General features: G+C 36.0%; 17 protein-coding genes. 9 read left to right on the forward strand and 8 right to left on the reverse strand.

Annotated features, from left to right (window positions below; genetic code table 11):
- Window positions 1–418: 418 nt before the first annotated feature.
- Together MKY06_RS09625 and MKY06_RS09630 are read left to right on the forward strand one after the other, a co-directional pair.
- Window positions 419–1,765: an MFS transporter gene (locus MKY06_RS09625; RefSeq protein ID WP_057274831.1), complete on the forward strand. Its 1,347-nt coding sequence runs from the start codon at window positions 419–421 to the stop codon at window positions 1,763–1,765.
- A 559-nt stretch (window positions 1,766–2,324) separates the two neighbouring features.
- Window positions 2,325–3,293 carry an extracellular catalytic domain type 1 short-chain-length polyhydroxyalkanoate depolymerase gene (locus MKY06_RS09630; protein WP_029321176.1) on the forward strand — a complete coding sequence of 323 codons (969 nt, stop codon included), beginning with the start codon at window positions 2,325–2,327 and terminating at the stop codon, window positions 3,291–3,293.
- Between the two features lie 136 nt (window positions 3,294–3,429).
- Here the strand turns inward: MKY06_RS09630 and MKY06_RS09635 are convergent, their stop codons facing one another.
- Together MKY06_RS09635 and MKY06_RS09640 are read right to left on the reverse strand one after the other, a co-directional pair.
- Window positions 3,430–3,585 (reverse strand): aspartyl-phosphate phosphatase Spo0E family protein, encoded by a 156-nt coding sequence (locus MKY06_RS09635; protein ID WP_016763750.1) that lies wholly within the window; start codon window positions 3,583–3,585, stop codon window positions 3,430–3,432.
- Between the two features lie 735 nt (window positions 3,586–4,320).
- On the reverse strand, window positions 4,321–4,461 hold the full coding sequence (locus tag MKY06_RS09640; protein ID WP_170960168.1) for a hypothetical protein: 141 nt from the start codon (window positions 4,459–4,461) through the stop codon (window positions 4,321–4,323).
- Window positions 4,462–4,969: 508 nt separating this feature from the next.
- Here MKY06_RS09640 and MKY06_RS09645 point away from each other — a divergent pair.
- On the forward strand, window positions 4,970–6,421 hold the full coding sequence (locus MKY06_RS09645) for an NADP-dependent glyceraldehyde-3-phosphate dehydrogenase (RefSeq protein WP_029321178.1): 1,452 nt from the start codon (window positions 4,970–4,972) through the stop codon (window positions 6,419–6,421).
- 99 nt (window positions 6,422–6,520) lie between these two features.
- On the opposite strand, the gene MKY06_RS09650 is transcribed toward MKY06_RS09645, so the two are convergent.
- A complete protein-coding gene (locus MKY06_RS09650) occupies window positions 6,521–6,817 on the reverse strand; it encodes a hypothetical protein (RefSeq protein ID WP_013056556.1) in 297 nt (98 codons plus the stop codon).
- Window positions 6,818–7,309: 492 nt separating this feature from the next.
- On the opposite strand from MKY06_RS09650, the gene MKY06_RS09655 reads away from it, so the two are divergent.
- Both MKY06_RS09655 and fsa read left to right on the forward strand, forming a co-directional pair.
- A complete protein-coding gene (locus MKY06_RS09655) occupies window positions 7,310–7,819 on the forward strand; it encodes a hypothetical protein (RefSeq protein WP_029321181.1) in 510 nt (169 codons plus the stop codon).
- A gap of 60 nt (window positions 7,820–7,879) precedes the next feature.
- Window positions 7,880–8,548: a fructose-6-phosphate aldolase gene (gene fsa / locus MKY06_RS09660; RefSeq protein WP_013056558.1), complete on the forward strand. Its 669-nt coding sequence runs from the start codon at window positions 7,880–7,882 to the stop codon at window positions 8,546–8,548.
- Between the two features lie 63 nt (window positions 8,549–8,611).
- Here fsa and MKY06_RS09665 read toward each other — a convergent pair whose 3' ends face one another.
- Entirely contained in the window at window positions 8,612–9,505 is an 894-nt protein-coding gene (locus MKY06_RS09665; protein ID WP_340960613.1) for a sigma-70 family RNA polymerase sigma factor, read from the reverse strand.
- A gap of 301 nt (window positions 9,506–9,806) precedes the next feature.
- On the opposite strand from MKY06_RS09665, the gene MKY06_RS09670 reads away from it, so the two are divergent.
- A complete protein-coding gene (locus tag MKY06_RS09670) occupies window positions 9,807–10,331 on the forward strand; it encodes a DinB family protein (protein WP_064471572.1) in 525 nt (174 codons plus the stop codon).
- A 189-nt stretch (window positions 10,332–10,520) separates the two neighbouring features.
- Window positions 10,521–11,576: an aldose epimerase family protein gene (locus MKY06_RS09675; protein WP_013056561.1), complete on the forward strand. Its 1,056-nt coding sequence runs from the start codon at window positions 10,521–10,523 to the stop codon at window positions 11,574–11,576.
- Window positions 11,577–11,638: 62 nt separating this feature from the next.
- Here the strand turns inward: MKY06_RS09675 and MKY06_RS09680 are convergent, their stop codons facing one another.
- Both MKY06_RS09680 and MKY06_RS09685 read right to left on the reverse strand, forming a co-directional pair.
- The gene (locus MKY06_RS09680) at window positions 11,639–11,764 is read right to left on the reverse strand and encodes a hypothetical protein (RefSeq protein WP_013056562.1); all 126 of its coding nucleotides are present in this window, start codon (window positions 11,762–11,764) and stop codon (window positions 11,639–11,641) included.
- 65 nt (window positions 11,765–11,829) lie between these two features.
- Window positions 11,830–12,252, reverse strand: a complete 423-nt coding sequence (locus tag MKY06_RS09685; RefSeq protein ID WP_013056563.1) for a CBS domain-containing protein — start codon at window positions 12,250–12,252, stop codon at window positions 11,830–11,832.
- A gap of 246 nt (window positions 12,253–12,498) precedes the next feature.
- Here MKY06_RS09685 and MKY06_RS09690 point away from each other — a divergent pair, with 246 nt between their 5' ends.
- On the forward strand, window positions 12,499–12,963 hold the full coding sequence (locus MKY06_RS09690; protein ID WP_098278541.1) for a hypothetical protein: 465 nt from the start codon (window positions 12,499–12,501) through the stop codon (window positions 12,961–12,963).
- A 178-nt stretch (window positions 12,964–13,141) separates the two neighbouring features.
- Here MKY06_RS09690 and MKY06_RS09695 read toward each other — a convergent pair whose 3' ends face one another.
- Window positions 13,142–14,374, reverse strand: a complete 1,233-nt coding sequence (locus MKY06_RS09695) for a cytochrome P450 (RefSeq protein WP_029321191.1) — start codon at window positions 14,372–14,374, stop codon at window positions 13,142–13,144.
- Window positions 14,375–14,640: 266 nt separating this feature from the next.
- Between MKY06_RS09695 and MKY06_RS09700 the strand changes: the two genes are divergently transcribed.
- The gene (locus MKY06_RS09700) at window positions 14,641–15,537 is read left to right on the forward strand and encodes a TetR/AcrR family transcriptional regulator (RefSeq protein ID WP_013056566.1); all 897 of its coding nucleotides are present in this window, start codon (window positions 14,641–14,643) and stop codon (window positions 15,535–15,537) included.
- Between the two features lie 264 nt (window positions 15,538–15,801).
- On the opposite strand, the gene xylR is transcribed toward MKY06_RS09700, so the two are convergent.
- Entirely contained in the window at window positions 15,802–16,959 is a 1,158-nt protein-coding gene (gene xylR / locus MKY06_RS09705; RefSeq protein ID WP_028408895.1) for a transcriptional repressor XylR, read from the reverse strand.
- Between the last annotated feature and the right edge of the window lie 143 nt (window positions 16,960–17,102).

Below are 17,102 nucleotides of genomic sequence, written 5' to 3' on the forward strand. Positions count from 1 at the left end.
AATGTAGTTCCCTTGAGCGAAACGCACTCCGACATGAGCGTTTCGCTTTTTTAGTTCCCTTAGTTTGTCATATAAATTAGAAAACCGAACTTTGTAAAATTTTCGTATAAATAATTAGAAAATATTATATTTTCTAATAAATCAATAGTACAATATATAATATAGAAGGGAGGATTAACACTACATATGTAATAGACAGCAGCCGCTTTTAAAACCGCTTATTTTGTTATCTATAGATGATATTGAAATGAATTATCCAACCTTTTTTAAGCGCTCTCATTATATAAGTAATTGGTTGAACAGGTTTTATAGAAAGCAATACAGTCTAGCTGTTTAAAAAGATTTGCTGGTAAATTACTTACTACTTCATGTTACAGGAGAACCAACATTAAACACTCAAAGAAAAGAGGGATCACTCATGGCTCATACCAGTGAAGCTGCAAACAACAGGCGTGTTACAAGTAATATTTTTAAAGGATCTGTTGGGAACTTAATTGAATGGTACGATTGGTACGTTTACTCTGCTTTTGCCGTCTATTTTTCATCGCAATTCTTCCCGGAAGGTGATTCAACAAGTCAGCTGCTTAACACAGCGGCAATCTTTGCCGTCGGTTTCTTAATGCGTCCAATCGGAAGTTTATTAATGGGGCGCTATGCGGATCGATATGGTCGTCGGGCTGCGCTTACCTTATCTATTACCATTATGGCGAGCGGTTCTTTTATTATCGCCTGTACTCCTAGCTATGGCACGATAGGGTTATTATCTCCTATTATTCTAGTACTAGCGCGTTTGCTGCAAGGAATCTCCTTAGGAGGAGAATACGGAACGTCTGCAACTTATCTTTCTGAAATGGCAAGCAGCGGGCGAAGAGGGTTTTATTCAAGCTTTCAGTATGTGACGCTTGTTGCTGGTCAGCTAGTGGCATTAGGTGTTCAAATTATTCTGCAAAACGTTCTTAGTGAAGCAGATATGATTTCATGGGGCTGGCGTATTCCTTTTGTAATTGGAGCAATCGGAGCGCTAAGCGTTTTATGGCTGCGCCGTACAATGGATGAGTCAGAGCAATTTTCTAAAATGGACTCTGAAAGCCGTGAAAATGCAGGAACTATTAAAGCACTTATGAAGCATCCTAAAGCAGTGTTGACCGTTATTGGCTTAACACTAGGAGGAACAGTCGCTTTTTATACGTATACGACGTATTTGCAAAAATTTATGGTAAACAGTGTAGGGCTAGATAAAGGAGTCGTAAGCTGGATTAACTTCTGTGCGCTGCTTGTATTTGTTGTTATTCAGCCAATAGCAGGTATGCTATCTGATAAAATTGGACGCAGACCTCTGTTAATGAGCTTTGGTATTTTAGGAACATTACTGACAGTACCGCTTTTTCTTTTTATGAAACAAGCACATAACCCAGTCATGGCTTTTTTATTAATGACAATTGGACTTATCATTGTAACAGGTTATACATCGATTAACGCTATTGTAAAAGCCGAGCTTTTCCCAACAGAAATTCGAGCTCTTGGTGTTGGGTTACCGTATGGACTTACAGTTGCCATATTTGGAGGCACTGCAGAATTTATCGCCCTATGGCTGAAAAGTATCGGCCATGAATCACTTTTCTTTTTCTATGTAGCAGGATGTATCGCCATCAGCTTTCTTGTTTATTGGCGTATGGGAGAATCCTCTAAAGATTCATACATAGAGTCCGAGTTGAAAACAGATGACAAAGACGACAGCATCCCGCCAAATAATGTAAGTTTTTAATTTTGTTTAAACCAATAAGCGTTCGATAACACAAAAAGGACTGGCTTTCTATAGCCAGCCTTTTTTTATTCTCTTAAAAGACAATTATTTTGTAGTCGGTTCAGAATATGGAAAGATAGGTTCTTTTAAGCTAAACTCACGCGTGCCTTCTTCGATAAGACCCACTGTTTTATCGCTATGGTAAAGGGCTAGCCTTACTAACCTATCCGTGCTGCACAACTTTTTTCTGTAGTAGGATTTTTGTCTATTATTTGGTGGTAATAAGGGCTTGAATGATCTTATTCCAGTAATGTTTAAAATCAGGCTTTACTTTCGGCATTTTGAACACTCCCTTTAAAATTTCCCCGATTGGATAGTCGTTATATTAAGTTTAATAAAATTAACTAAAGTTGTTATCCAGCGCAGAGCGTAACTTACTCTATGAATTTGCACCACTAAAGAGTGAAGAAAAAAATAATGGAAGACATATAAGAAAGATGAGATACATAATAAAAGGATTATTTTGTGATATAACGAAATAAAGAGTATATACATCAGAAATAGAGAGAGGGTAAACTCCGTGAATACTTTATGTTCCTTTTTTACAAATCCAGTTTTAACTGCTTCTACGTTTTTAATAGAATTACAGAGCGTGTTCTTTCAACCTATTTGGAAAGAGTATAATTATGATGATTATTTTACCTACAAGGTGTATGTTCCAAGTACATATACTGGATTAAGTAAAGTACCATTAATCGTTATGCTTCATGGATGTCAACAAGATGCAGATGATTTTGCTGCAGGTACGGAGATGAATAAGCTAGCGGAAGAAAAAGGCTTTATTGTTCTCTATCCTCAAATGAATTACTTTGCTAATTCCAACGGGTGCTGGAATTGGTTTTATGAGTATAACCAGTTTCGCGGTAATGGAGAGCCAGACATAATAAAAGATATGATTGATCACATAACCGCTAAATATGCGATTGATTCTACTAATATATACCTTGCTGGCATGTCAGCTGGAGGCTTTATGGCAAATGTGATGGCTATTGCTTATCCCGATGTATTTAAAGCGGTAGGCATTCATTCAGCAGGCAGTAATGCGTATGCTGTAGACCTCATCACAGCTGGAGAAGTCATGCTATACGGCTCTTTAAATCCTGAACTTGACGGTGATGAAGCTTATAAAAAAATGGGACCTTATGCACGGCCTGTTCCCATTATTACGTTTCATGGTCAATCAGATACAACAGTCAATCCAATTAATGCGTCTACATTAATTCAGCAGTGGATTTATACCTATAAGAATTTCGGTATAAACTTACATGAAAATGCTGCTTTTTATACGTCACAAGACAACGGAAATCATTATAGCTACATAATGTCTGACTACATAGATGCAGAAAATAAAATCTGGATGAAAAAAATTATGGTAGAGGATATGGGGCATGCATGGTCAGGAGGAAATGACAATGGATCAGATACTGATTCAAAAGGTCCTAATGCTTCAAAAATGATGTGGGACTTTTTTGAAGCACAGAATGATTGAATAGAGTATGAACGAGCGATCAAGATGTACTACTAAATAACATTAGCTTTCATTTTTTTTGAAACAAATAATTGTCTACCAACAGCAAAAAAGGATCTTATCGAAAGATCCTTTTTCTGTTATCAACGAACATTTTTTAACAAGTAGCTTCAAACCGATTTAACAATACATCTAGATCCTGACTGATTTTAATCGTATTACTACTTGTAAACCCTTCTTCTAGAGCAATCATCATCATCATTTTTCGTATAAATTCTATCTTTATCAGCAGTAGTCTACATTTGAAACACATTAAGTTTCCTCCACTTGCCACGTCATTTTAAAGGCTTAAATTGTTGAATTATTTATGTAAAAATGGTTCCAATCTAAAAATAGAACCTAAAAAATATAGTAACAAATAGATAGTGTCGAAGTCTGTCGTATTTTGAATTCAGATATTTTCATTTAAAAAGAATTAGCTCTTAAACGTTTTGCTGGAAGCTGTGCTCTATCTTAATTGTGATTGTTCCCCGGTTGTAAATAACTCACAGACCAACAGAGCTTATCCTGTTTTGTGGATATAGGCATAATCCGATTACATTTAGGCATGTTAACATAAGAAAGGAGAATTTACTAATATGCCCAATGTCATCAGAATACTTCAATTGTTTCTTCCGTGGATTCCCCTTGTTTTTATGTCAAAAAAATCAATGAGAACCTATTTTCCTGCTTCTCTTTTTGCCTCATCTTTAGTAATTGGAATGTGCTCATTAGCTATTCCTTGCAAGTGGTGGAGTGTAAAAGGAGGGTGGAAAGGAAAAATTTTAAACGATAGCAGTTTTATTTTTGGATCCTTTTTGGTAGGGACACTGTGAATCTTTCATTTTACGTTTGGCAGCTTTAAAAAATTTTTTTCGTTTATTAGTTTCTGCTTAACTATTTATGGCTATCAGGCACTGACAAATAAAGATAAATAATAGGTGAGGGCTGTTTCTAACCGCTATAGACTTTGTGAAAAGCGCAACAAAAAAGCGTCTGTTAAGACGCTTTATATATAATACATATACTGGTCTTCTTTATTGGCATTTTGTGTTTCATGGATTATTTCTTCCGGGATATTGGACGTCCGGTTAGTAAAAAGCATAAACAAAGCAATAATTGATGCCGCAAAACCTAAAGTAACAATCACAATAAATCCCTCCCTTTAGAATATATATTCTACTTTTATCTTCATTTTCCTATATTTATTATATACCCTTATTCTATTTTCTCAACACATAGAACAAAAAGAGTAGTGCATCTCCTCAATATCTCCCTCAAAATAAATATAATCAAGGGAGCTTATCCCATTTTCCCTAAAAAAGTAGGAAGCCATAAATTTTTTTCGTATGGGGGATATAAATCATTAAAATTATTAATCGTTGAGATAACTTTTTTGTATTGTACGAATGAAAGAAATTTATATATATTAAAAATACAAAATATTCATTAAATTATATGATGCTTTGGTTTTGAGTCGAAAAGAGAAAAGCTGCTGCTTTAAAGGCAACAAGTTTAAGGAAGTTACAAGCGATATAAAAAGTTATAGAAATGGATGCATCTAGAATTCTTTTTGCTCAGATATTCACAGAGTTTTCATTCGATAAAAAGACTGAAAATTTTGATAATAATTTCACTTTTATTAAGGGGGACTTTTTATGACAACAACGGTATTAAATGTATCAACTTATTCTTTTTATCTTAACGGTGAGTGGAAAGAAAGCAAATCAGGGCAGACAATCGACATTGTTTCTCCATACCGTCATGACGTGATTGGAAAAGTGCAGGCTATCATAAAAGAAGAGGTCGATGAAGCAGTACATGCCGCGCAAAAAGCTCAGAAAGGGTGGGCAGAAATTTCTCTGCAAGAACGTGCCAAATATTTATACAACTGGGCGGATGAGCTGGTAAAAATGCAGAGTGAAATTGCCGAAATTATTATGAAAGAAGTTGGAAAAAGCTTAAAAGATGCAAGGAATGAAGTAGTGCGCACAGCAGATTTCATTCGCTATACAGTTGAAGAAGCCCTTCATATGAACGGAGAAAGCATGAAGGGAGATAGTTTTCCAGGAGGTTCTAAGTCTAAAGTTGCCATTGTTGAACGCGTGCCTTTAGGGGTTGTACTCGCAATTCCTCCTTTTAATTATCCGGTAAATTTAGCAGCTGCTAAACTGGCGCCTGCGCTTATTTCAGGAAATGCAGTTATCTTCAAACCCGCAACGCAAGGAGCGATCAGCGGTATTAAGATGATTGAAGCTCTTCATCAAGCAGGTATTCCACAAGGTCTTGTAAACGTCGTAACGGGCCGCGGATCTGTTATTGGGGATTATTTAGTTGAACATAAAGGCATTAACATGATTTCATTTACCGGAGGAACAAACACGGGTACTCAATTAGCTAAAAAGGCAGGCATGATTCCTCTTGTACTAGAACTTGGAGGAAAAGACCCGGGTATTGTATGTGAAGATGCAGATTTACAGGAAGCAGCAAAACATATTATAAGCGGAGCATTTTCTTATTCCGGTCAGCGCTGTACAGCTATTAAACGTGTACTTGTGCATGAAAAAGTGGCAAACGAGCTCGTAAATATTTTAAAAGAAGAAGTACATAAACTATCAGTCGGTTCTCCTGAAGATGGATGTACGATCGTTCCATTAATTGATAGCAAAGCAGCGGACTTTATTCAGATTTTAATTGCAGATGCACTAGGAAAAGGTGCAACAGTTGTGACTGGAAACAAGCGTGAAGGAAACCTTATCTATCCTACGCTTTTAGATGACGTGAATGATACTATGCGCGTGGCATGGGAAGAACCATTCGGTCCTGTGTTACCAATTATCCGCGTCGCTTCTGATCAAGAAGCCGTTGATATAGCAAACGAATCAGAATTTGGCTTACAAGCAAGTGTTTTTACAAAAGATATTAATAAAGCCTTCTCAATTGCAAACAAAATTGAAGTCGGCTCCGTTCAAATCAACGGCCGTACAGAACGCGGTCCTGATCATTTTCCTTTTATCGGCGTAAAAGGATCCGGTATGGGTGCTCAAGGCATTCGTAAAAGTATTGAATCCATGACTCGTGAAAAAGTAACGGTATTAAATCTTCAATGATTGAATTCCAAGAGCTCTCCAAATCAAGCCAGTAGAGGGACTTATAGAAAAAAGCCTGTGCTTCACAAAGCACAGGCTTTTAAACATCTTATTTAATCGTTACTCGATTCCATCTTTATAGTTCTTATGCCAGTTTTTATCACCTTTATGCTCGATATCCTCAACGGTTTTTTCAAGCTCTGACATAATGAGTGTTTTTACTTGATAAATGGTATCAAAAAAAGCTCTCTCTTCATCCGGGTTAGGCTTTATTTTGGCTGCTGCCGAAATATCAACGTATCTACGATGCTCAGTTGTTAATTTATCAAGCGCATCAAAAATATGAGAGGTCAGAACAGCAACCTCCTTATGATTATCAGGCAGCTTTTCTTTTAATGTTTCAATTCTTTTATCCATGTTAAAGTCCCCCTATAACGTGTTGTATTTATGTAACTTTCCCACTAATAAAAACGAATAACCTTAAACGGTAAAAATTATTGGGAATTAGCATGTGAAACAAAATTATACTACAGGATAGCATGTTAAAGTGAAAAAACGGTGAAATGAGTGGGTATATTTTTGCAGAGAGGGTATGTAATAAAAGCCGGTTTTTTTGAAGAGGTAATTCCCTTAAGATACAGTGAAGCACGCAATTAACATAAAAGTATATCTATTTTTAATGAATAATGACCTTTTTTGACTATTTTTTACGATTTTATGACTTTTTTTGAATGAATTTGATTGTTTTTGGTGATTTTTCGAATAATCTGATATATAATGAAAGCGTAAACAGTGAAACATGTCGGTTGGTTAAGAAAAACATCCACAAAAACTGGATTCGTTATTACATAAAATCAGGCCTCTGTTTTTTTATAAAAATAAATAGAACTTGAGAAAAGGAGAATGAGGATGGACATATTGGATGCAAAAGTAGTAAATACAAAGTACGGTTTAGAGACATACCTGGATGTACCAGAAAGCGTGGAAATAAAAGAAATTCATATGCCGAGTTCAGAGAACCAATCTCATAAAATTAAATTTGGAATCAAGTATTTTCTTTTAAGGGAAGGAAAGTATTACGATAGCCAAAAAGGTTATTTTTGGATTTGTATGAATCACGATTTTAGCAGCCTTATGCTCAGTGAAACGGAAACAGAGAGTTTGTTTGCGGTTAAAAGTGAAGAAGAAAGAGAAGCAACAAAAACGCTGTTAGCAGAATGGTTTATTCAAACGAATGCGTACAAAGAAGTTATCAACGAATGTATCCACCAGATTAAAACGGAGAATATTCGTACAGAAGAAGACATTGAAGACCGAGTGGACGCTATACAATTTTTAGAAAAATTAAAGGTATTAACTGCAAAAGAGATTGAAAACGCTTCTATAGAAAACCTATATGCGCTACAGCAAATTGGCTAGGCTATAGTTTTCGTACGTTGAAATGCAGATTTATGGACAACAATAAGGAGGAATAGTGAGATGAAATTTTTTATTGATACAGCAAACCTTGAGGATATTAAGAAAGCATACAAAGTAGGTGTTCTAGCTGGTGTGACAACAAATCCATCTTTAGTAGCAAAAGAAGGCGTAAGATTTGAAGACCGCATCGAAGAAATTCTTCAAATGGTACCGGAAGTTGAATCCGTTTCCGCTGAAGTAACTCCTGACGCACTTTCTGCTGAAGAGATGATTGCTCAAGCTGAAGAACTGATTAAAATTAACGACGGAGATAAAAATATTACGATTAAGCTGCCTATGACATTGGCTGGCTTGGAAGCGACGCGCTACCTTGCTAAAAAAGGCGTAAAAACAAATGTAACCCTGATCTTTACAGTAAACCAAGCGCTTTTAGCAGCTCGTGCTGGAGCGACGTATGTTTCTCCATTTTTAGGACGTCTTGATGATATTTCAGAAGACGGAGTACAGCTGGTATCTAAAATTGCTGAGTTATTCCGCGTTCAAAACATCGACTCTCAAATTATTGCGGCATCTGTAAGACATCCGGATCATGTAACGCGTGTAGCACTTGCAGGAGCTCATATTGCCACAATTCCATACGCTGTTATTGAGCAATTAGCAAAACATCCGTTAACTGACCAAGGAATGGAAAAATTTGCAGCAGATTGGGAAAAAGCAGTTAAAGCTTAACAAAAAGTCATATCAATAAAAAAAGCTTGGAGTAAGCATAGCTTATTCCAAGCTTTTTATCGTTTAACTAACTAGTTTCTTTTTACGTAAACGCTCTAAGCGTCGCTGCACGCTATTTCTCGAACGCCCAAGCAGCTGCCCAATTTCTCGCTGATTGCGCTTTTCCTGATAAAACATACGCCACAATCTGGCATCTTCTTCTGCTGTCCACTTTTTATGCTCGTATTTAGGGAGCTTTACATAGTCTAGTTTTCTTTGTTCATTCACCCACGCTGGTTCTGGAATAAGCGTATTTTTAGGTATTTTAAAAAAGTTAAGGCACGATTTATTTTGTTCAGCCCACTTCCAAAAAGATTGAATGTCAATTCCCATAAATGTTCTGGTCTTGGCGATGATCATTTTGTACGGTAGATTCTCTTTATGAATCCACTTGTAAATTGTATGAACATCTACTTCAAGGCAGGCTGCTAGTTCACACGCTGTAATATGTCCTACGTGTGCTTTGGCTCCATACACTTCTAAACGGTTCAACCTCGATTCTAGCGCTTGCACACTTCGCTGTAATTTAGCTGATATGTGTGAAAGAGGTTTTACCCCGTAATACCTTAGCAAATATTCGTCTTCTTGCAGCGTCCATCTTCGCATCGCCGTTTTTCGTGTTAGTCCCAAAACTTTTATGCGCGTAGCAATAGAAGAAGGACTTCTGCCTAAGGAATGTGCCATTTCACGGTTATTCATGACATCAATGTTCTCCTGCAAAAAAGCATCTTGTTCAAGCGTCCATTTTTTACGTAAAGCTGTATCCGAAGCACGAAGATTTAATCGAGTAAGTCGTTTATTAACCGATTCCTTGCTTCTATGTAAATGCTTACCCATCTCTTGAAGCGTCATAGCACCATAGTGTTGGATAAGAAATCTATCTTCTTCTTTTGTCCATCGCTTTTGATTTTTACTCACTGTTGTCTCACTCCAATTCACACGAAAAGCTCAAGATGAAAAAGTTGCTAGCAATCTATTTTACGAATGAGCAGTGCCTATTCAGACTGATACTCACTGCGTTTTAGTCTATATATATTTTATCATATTTCTAGAGAAAAACCAAACGTGTGTTCTTGTTTTGTTTTAGCCATCATAAAAGGAATTAGAAAAATAGTTGGCTCCTTTAATAGAAGCGAATTATGGTAAAATTGACTATAATCTCTAAAGGATTTACATAACTGATAGCTCAGCATCATTACGTTGAGAAAGGGGAATTGATATGAATTTTAATTTAAAAGAAGCGTTTGAAATACTTGAGCATACGCCACAAACACTTGAAAAACTTTTGTCTGGTCTATCTGCAGGGTGGCTGCAATGCAATGAAGGAGAAGGAACGTGGAATACCTCCGAAGTCATAGAACATTTAATAGAAGCAGAAAAAAACAATTGGATACCAAGGCTAGAATTTATCCTTCAAAAAGGAAAAGAGGGAGTTTTTCCTCCGTTTGACCGCTATGCCCATTTAAACAAGGAATCTGCTAGTTCTATTGAAGAGAAGCTTCTTGAATTCAAAAAGATAAGAATACAGAATTTACATCAACTAAAGCTGCTAGTTAAGCATGAAAAGCACCTTGAAGTGAGAGGAGAACACCCGGCGTTTGGGGAAGTAAAAGTCAGAGAGTTGCTCTCGACTTGGGTTGCTCATGATTTAACCCATATTGCGCAAATTGTTCGAGTAATGGCAGAACGATATAGAGAAGATGTAGGACCTTGGGAAGAATACTTAGGAATACTAAAGAAATAGCAATGACACACAGTGGCCAGCCTTTATCATTCAAGCTTGAATTAAGAAATGTACACGATTACAATAAAATGAGAATAATGAAGATTCAGGAAGTATTGCAGAGGGAACTATAACAACATATCCGATGTTTATAACATGTAGGATCCGTTAAGCAATTTACGAATAAAAAGAGGATTGGACTGATTAAAAGTGAAAGTGAACTCAGAGAAATTTGGCGAACTAAACAATCAAGCTGTACATGCTTATACCTTATTAAATGATGAAGGGCTTAAAATTACCTGCCTTGACTATGGATGTGTGATATCAAATATTGAAATGCCGGATTCTGAAGGGAAGATTGAAAGTGTTGTATTGGGATTTGATTCAATAGAAGAATACCAAAAGTATTCTCCTTATTTCGGAGCTGTGGTCGGACGCGTAGCAGGGCGTATAGGTGGAGCATCGTTTGAGCTTAATAATGAAACCTATCGTCTAGAGAAAAATGAAGGAAACAATCATTTGCATGGCGGAAAAGAAGGATTCAGCCATAAGATATGGAATGCCAAAATAATTGAAGCAAGTGACCATGTAGGTGTTGAATTTACATATGTTAGTAAAGACGGAGAAGAAGGGTATCCCGGCAACCTTGAAGTGAAAGTTACGTATACATTAACGAATAAAAATGAGTTCCATATTTCTTATGAAGGAACAACAGATCAAGACACTCTTATCAATTTAACAAATCATACGTATTTCAATTTAAGCGGAAATCTAAAAGAAACGGTCTTGGATCATGTTTTGAAGCTGAAAAGTAACGAATTCTTAGAGCTGAATGATGATCTTTTACCTACTGGAGAAACGCTAAATGTCACAGGTACCCCATTTGATTTTAGAGAAGGACATAGTCTCAAGGAAGGTGTGGAATCCACACATCCGCAAAACATATTAGTGGGTAAAGGGTACGATCATCCATTTCTTTTAGAAGCAGAAGCTAAAAATCAGATGTCATTATTTGATCCTGCAAGCGGCCGCAAAATAGAAGTCAAAACGGATCAGCCTTCAGTTGTTCTCTATACGGGAAATCATCTAGACGAAGAATTTGAAATTAGAGGAGTTCACTCAGAGAAATACCTCGGTGTTTGCCTAGAAACACAAGGTTTACCGGACGCTATTCATCATAAGCATTTTCCTTCTTGTGTATTAAAGCCCGGTGAAAAGTATGAAGCATATACTCACTATACATTTATAACTGATCGCAGCCTGTAACAAAACGGGATTATAAAAAGGATTACAAACGAGCCTCTGCCAATTGTAATCCTTTTTTATTGTTACTTTTTCTTTTGGCTTTTTGCACGATTAGCGTCAAGCTCAGCTGCATATTCTTCTTGAGACTTTCCTTGCTTTTGACTCTCAGACTGAATCTTTTTAAATTTGTTATCGTTTAAATTTGGCATGTTAGCACCTCCTTGCAGACAGGGTTATTTTGTACAAGCATTAAGGATTTATATGCTGAAAAGTTTTAATGAACTTGATTAGAAATTTCGCTTAATGCTGCACCGGCTTCATCAACATATACGTTAACCGTCGCAAGGTCGCCGATTGCACAGATTCCAACCATATTATTATTCTCCACTACAATAATGCGGCGAATTTGATGGTCAGCCATCATACGTGCACACTCGTGAATATCCGTATCCGGAGAACACGTAATTACATCTTTGGTCATACAATCATGGCAATGCACAGTGTTGCAATCTTTTCCATCCGCCACGCAGTTTAATACGATATCACGGTCTGTGATCATTCCCATTACTCGATTTTCTTGACACACCGGCACAGAACCACAATTAATATCACGCATTAATTTTGCAGCTGCTGTTACTGGGTCGTGCGGTGCACAAGCTTTCACATCTTTAGTCATAACTTCACGTACTGTAGTCATTTTTATTTCCTCCTTTTAAACATTCACCTCCGTATTTTCTCCATGCACATGCAGAATATGAGAATCAATAATTTCCTAAAAGCCAAAAAGTACAGGATTAAAATAAAGAAAGGAAAAAATTTTTTAATAAAAGGTGAATAAAAGAACTAACGCAGTGTAATAAGCACATAAAAAAGAGCCTATTACACAAACTAAAGAGGATATGATCTAGCTTACATTTTCGTAACGGCAGGAGTTGGGTACATAATGAAAGGAAAATTAACGCTTTTGGCAGTACTTTTATTGCCTTGGCTGTCTATAGTAAAAGTTGATAAATTTGTCTTTAAAAGATACCTACCTGTTTTGACGTTTAGTTCATTGGTTATTGCCTTTATCAGTGAGTTATCTAAAAGCTTTACTTGGTGGAAAGTGAGAAAACCTCTTTTTCCTAAACTTTCAAGCGACATTTCTTTTATCTTTGGACCATTTTTTGTAGCTAATTTTTGGGTATTCAAGCTGACCTATGGAAATTTCAAAAAATATTTGCTGATTAACGTTCTATTTGATTATCTATTTGCTTATCCTTTGACGAGTCTGGCAGAAAAACTAAAGGTATACAACATGGTCAACATGACGCGTTTTCAACTTTTTATCATCTCGACTGCGACTGCTCTTATTAATTATTTGTATCAGCATTTTATAGAAGATGTATTAAGGCAGAGAAGACAATAGCTGATATTTCGTTAACCGGCTCATCGTCACTTAAATTTCGATACTGTCAGCTTTAAATCATATTAAAGGCCTCCTAAACTTGGTACATAAATAATTAAACGAGATAATAAAAGAAAAGAGAAACATGAGAGAAGATAAACCTCTTTCACGTTTCTCTACTTTGGCATGCACATAGACTTTATCTGTACACCGTCATCGGCAAATATGTTAAAGATTGCCCCGTAGCTGAAGCTGTTAAATGCGACTCTAATTCAAAATCTTCAAATGGTTCGATGTGAGAAAAGGCCTCTAAAAATGCTTCTAATATGATTGTCATTTCAAGTCTAGCAAGAGGGGCGCCTAAACAAAAATGAGGTCCGTTTCCGAATGTTAAGTGCTTTTTATTAGTTGGACGGTGAATATCTACAGAAAAAGGGGTTTTAAACATATTTTCATCCATATTACATGCACTCATCCACGCAATAACCACATCTCCTTTTTTTAGCTTAACGCCTAATAAATCGTTATCTTGTTTAACCGTCCGATCTCGTCTGGAGATGTGAAACCGATATCGAAGCATTTCTTCTACTGCTTTTGGAGCTAATTCTCTATTGTTTCTCAGCTCGCTGTATAACGACTCGTCGTCATATAAAAAAGAATAAAACATATTTGCAATAGCGTGACTTGTGGTTTCAACGCCTGCACCTAAAAGCAGCATGGTAGCGTGTACAATTTCTTCATCTGTGAATGTTTCACCATCAACTTCGGCTTGAATTAAGTCTGAGATAATATCATCAGAAAGGTTGGAGCGCTTTTCAATGACAATCGGGTAGAGGTATTGAAAATATTCAGCTCCTGCACGTTGCTTTTCTTGTTCAATCTTTTCTAATCTTTCTTGGTCATAAGGCTGAAACAGAATATCTACCCATTTTTTGAACTGATATCGGTCTTTTACCGGTACGCCAAATAGATCTGCTATAACTAAACTAGGAAAAGGAGAAGATAAATCGTCAACAATATCAATAGTTAAATTCTTTTGTATCGCTTCTACAAGCTCTGCTGCAATTTGTTTGATTCGCGGTTCCCAGTTCTTTAAACTGCGAGGAGTAAAGGCTGCAGCAAGCAAAGATCGCGCTTTCCGGTGGTCAGGAGGATCTAAGTTTGTAAGATTGGTAATTGGAGATGTGCTTTTTTTCTTACTATTATCTCCAACAAAAATAGTGGTTCTTTGTCCATCGCTTGAAAAAAATTCGTAGTTGCTCAAGACTTGTTTAACATGGTCGTATTGGAATACATTCCAGGTGTTTGTTTCTTCATGAAAATAAACAGGGTGGTTGTTCAGCATTTCTTTATACCATTGGATAGGGAAAAACTCTTCTGCACGTGATTGGAATTTTGGAATTTCTGTAACGGGAATGACTTCTTTGTTCATATGATCTTATTCCTCCTTCAGAATAGGTATAAATTTGGAATCTACTAGCTACATAGCGCTTAGTAGTTGTCACTTGCTAGATCAATAATTACTTTGTTGAATTACCTATACTATTAGTACACTTTTATACTTAGTGTATAAAAGTGTACTAATAGTATATAATTATTTTTATTTATTTATCAAGGAAAAAGGATAAAGTTCACGTAAGAAAAGGCAGATAAGTTATACTAAATAAAAAGTAAATTGTAAACAGAGGAGTAGCAGCAATGAATCAAAAACAGCTCGATATTTTAGGGCATACGCACCAGCTTTTTATGGAAAAAGGATACGTAGACACTTCGGTACAAGATATATTAGAAAGAAGCGGTATTTCAAAAGGAACATTTTATAAATATTTTTCATCTAAAAGCGAACTGCTTCTCTCATTACTTTCGTCTTTGCAAGAATCACTTATTCTACAAAGAGAAAAAGTAGCCATTAAATATAAAGGAGATAATCAGAAGCTATTTGAAGAGCAGATAATTTTTATGCTGAGCTTTGCAGAGCAAAACAAAATTCCTGAAATGATTGAAAGTACACTCGTTTTAAATGAGGTCAAAACATTTCAATATATAGAGGAGTTAAAAGCAGCAACATTCAACTGGATATATGAACGCTTTCAGGAGATTTTCCCCTCTAAGACTTCTCCTTATTTATTTGATGGAGCTGTGCTGCTAGAAGGAATGCTTAACAATATATTTAAAATGAATAAAGCACTAAACTATCCATTGCCTATTGAACAAATTGTCCGTTATTGTATGAAGCGTATAGAGGAAATCGTAATCGAAGTAGCAGAACAAAAAGAACAGTTATTTAATCCTTCCGTTTACTCTGCGGTATTTAATGAGAAAACAGAAAGTCATTTTTCGACTGAGCTTACGCGCGTAACCGCGAAGTTAAAACGGGTGATTGAAAATAAACTAATAAATGAAGAGGAACAAAAGAAGGGTCTGGAATTTGTGACGTTTATATCTGATGAATTACTGCAAAATGATACGGAGCCTCGCACATTTATTATTCAGAGCTCTCTTTTATCGCTAGAGAAAATCAATACTCTCGCACAGACCAAAGAGTTAGAGGAATATAAGGAAGTCATAACTACTCTGACAAGACATGCTTCATAATTTGAAAAGCAGGTAAACTAACCTAAAAGGCAAGACTCTCCGTAATTTAGAAAAAAGCAGGTTGCCAATAACATATAAACAGCCAGTTGCCGTTATGATAGGTGACTGGCTGCATGGGATGAAAAAGGTGGTGGAGACAGACATAACACTCTTATTAGAAGAGGGTAATTCTTTCCCTTTTATAGAAAATCAATTAATCGAAAATAGCTGTTTCATTCTTAAGATCAAACGTGATATAGTTTGCTAACCTTTGCGTTCACTTAACTAACTTATAGGGGTAACACTTAAAAAAGAATCAATAACGATAGAAACCGCTCCTAACGCAGGTGCATTTTTTCCTAACGAAGAAGGCAATAATTCACATTTATTGTCTAAATGAGAATGGACTCTAGAAGAAACTTCGTTTTTAATCGTATTTAAAACAATGGGATGAGATTCAATTATATGATTTCTCAAGATAACAGCTTCTACATCAAATGTATTAAGAATATTAGTTAATCCAATTCCGATATAAAAGCCAAAGTTTTGAAGTGCATTTAACATTTCTACATCATTTTTATTTGCGCGTTCCACAATCTCTTTTCGAGAAATATTCTTTTCTTCTTTAGAGAGCGAAGCCAGTAACGCTTTTTCAGAAGCATATAATTCCCAACAGCCTCGATTTCCACAGCTACATTTGGGGCCATTAAAATCTATCGTCATATGACCCATTTCCCCAGAAAAACCCTGAACACCTTTATACAATTCGTTGTTAATAACAAGTCCAGTTCCAATTCCGACATTAATACTGATGTAAACGATGTTTTCATAGTTTTTTGTCATACCAAATACTTTTTCACCGTATGCTCCTGCATTAGCTTCATTTTCAACAAAAACCGGAACATTAAACTCACTTTCAATTAAAAACTGCAAATCTTTGATATTCCAATTTAAGTTAGGCATAAAAATAATTTGCTGATGACGATCTACAAGACCTGGAACACAAATTCCTATTCCCACTAGACCATAAGGGGACTCAGGCATATGGGTTACAAAACCATGAATAAGTGCAAATAAAATCTCTTTTACTTCACTAGCGGAAGAACTAGACAAGTCAGAAGTCTTCTCAAGAATAATATTTCCTTCTAAGTCGGTTAGAATTCCGTTAAGATAGTCGACTCCTATATCGATACCGATCGAGTAGCCTGCATTCTTATTAAAAACAAGCATTACAGGTCTTCTGCCGCCTCTGGATTGCCCTGCCCCAATTTCAAAAATAAAATCTTTTTCAAGCAGTGTATTTACTTGAGAGGAGACAGTAGACTTGTTTAATCCTGTAATCTCAGAGAGAGTTGCCCTGGAGATAGGGGAGTTCTTTAAAATTTCATCTAATATTAATTTTTGATTCATTTTTTTTACTAAAGCTTGATCTGCAATTTGAATAATAACCACTCCTTTGTTTATCTATCGAACTAAGTTGGCGTTTTATGAAGCTTTAATTAGATATTTAAAAGTATCTTACCTAATATTATAACTAAATTTTCTAAAAAAAACATTGAAATAAACATTTATTTTGTATATGATGA

It is taken from the genome of Priestia sp. FSL P4-0332 (assembly GCF_038005845.1).
Lineage (GTDB): Bacteria > Bacillota > Bacilli > Bacillales > Bacillaceae_H > Priestia.

Coding starts and splice junctions, on each gene's coding strand:
- MKY06_RS09700 (WP_013056566.1), top strand. CDS start 14,641: ATGAATCAAAAACAGCTCGATATTTTAGGGCATACGCACCAGCTTTTT.
- MKY06_RS09650 (WP_013056556.1), bottom strand. CDS start 6,817: ATGGATAAAAGAATTGAAACATTAAAAGAAAAGCTGCCTGATAATCAT.
- MKY06_RS09645 (WP_029321178.1), top strand. CDS start 4,970: ATGACAACAACGGTATTAAATGTATCAACTTATTCTTTTTATCTTAAC.
- MKY06_RS09695 (WP_029321191.1), bottom strand. CDS start 14,374: ATGAACAAAGAAGTCATTCCCGTTACAGAAATTCCAAAATTCCAATCA.
- MKY06_RS09680 (WP_013056562.1), bottom strand. CDS start 11,764: ATGCCAAATTTAAACGATAACAAATTTAAAAAGATTCAGTCTGAGAGT.
- fsa (WP_013056558.1), top strand. CDS start 7,880: ATGAAATTTTTTATTGATACAGCAAACCTTGAGGATATTAAGAAAGCA.
- MKY06_RS09655 (WP_029321181.1), top strand. CDS start 7,310: ATGGACATATTGGATGCAAAAGTAGTAAATACAAAGTACGGTTTAGAG.
- MKY06_RS09625 (WP_057274831.1), top strand. CDS start 419: ATGGCTCATACCAGTGAAGCTGCAAACAACAGGCGTGTTACAAGTAAT.
- MKY06_RS09685 (WP_013056563.1), bottom strand. CDS start 12,252: ATGACTACAGTACGTGAAGTTATGACTAAAGATGTGAAAGCTTGTGCA.
- MKY06_RS09690 (WP_098278541.1), top strand. CDS start 12,499: ATGAAAGGAAAATTAACGCTTTTGGCAGTACTTTTATTGCCTTGGCTG.
- MKY06_RS09635 (WP_016763750.1), bottom strand. CDS start 3,585: ATGTGTTTCAAATGTAGACTACTGCTGATAAAGATAGAATTTATACGA.
- MKY06_RS09670 (WP_064471572.1), top strand. CDS start 9,807: ATGAATTTTAATTTAAAAGAAGCGTTTGAAATACTTGAGCATACGCCA.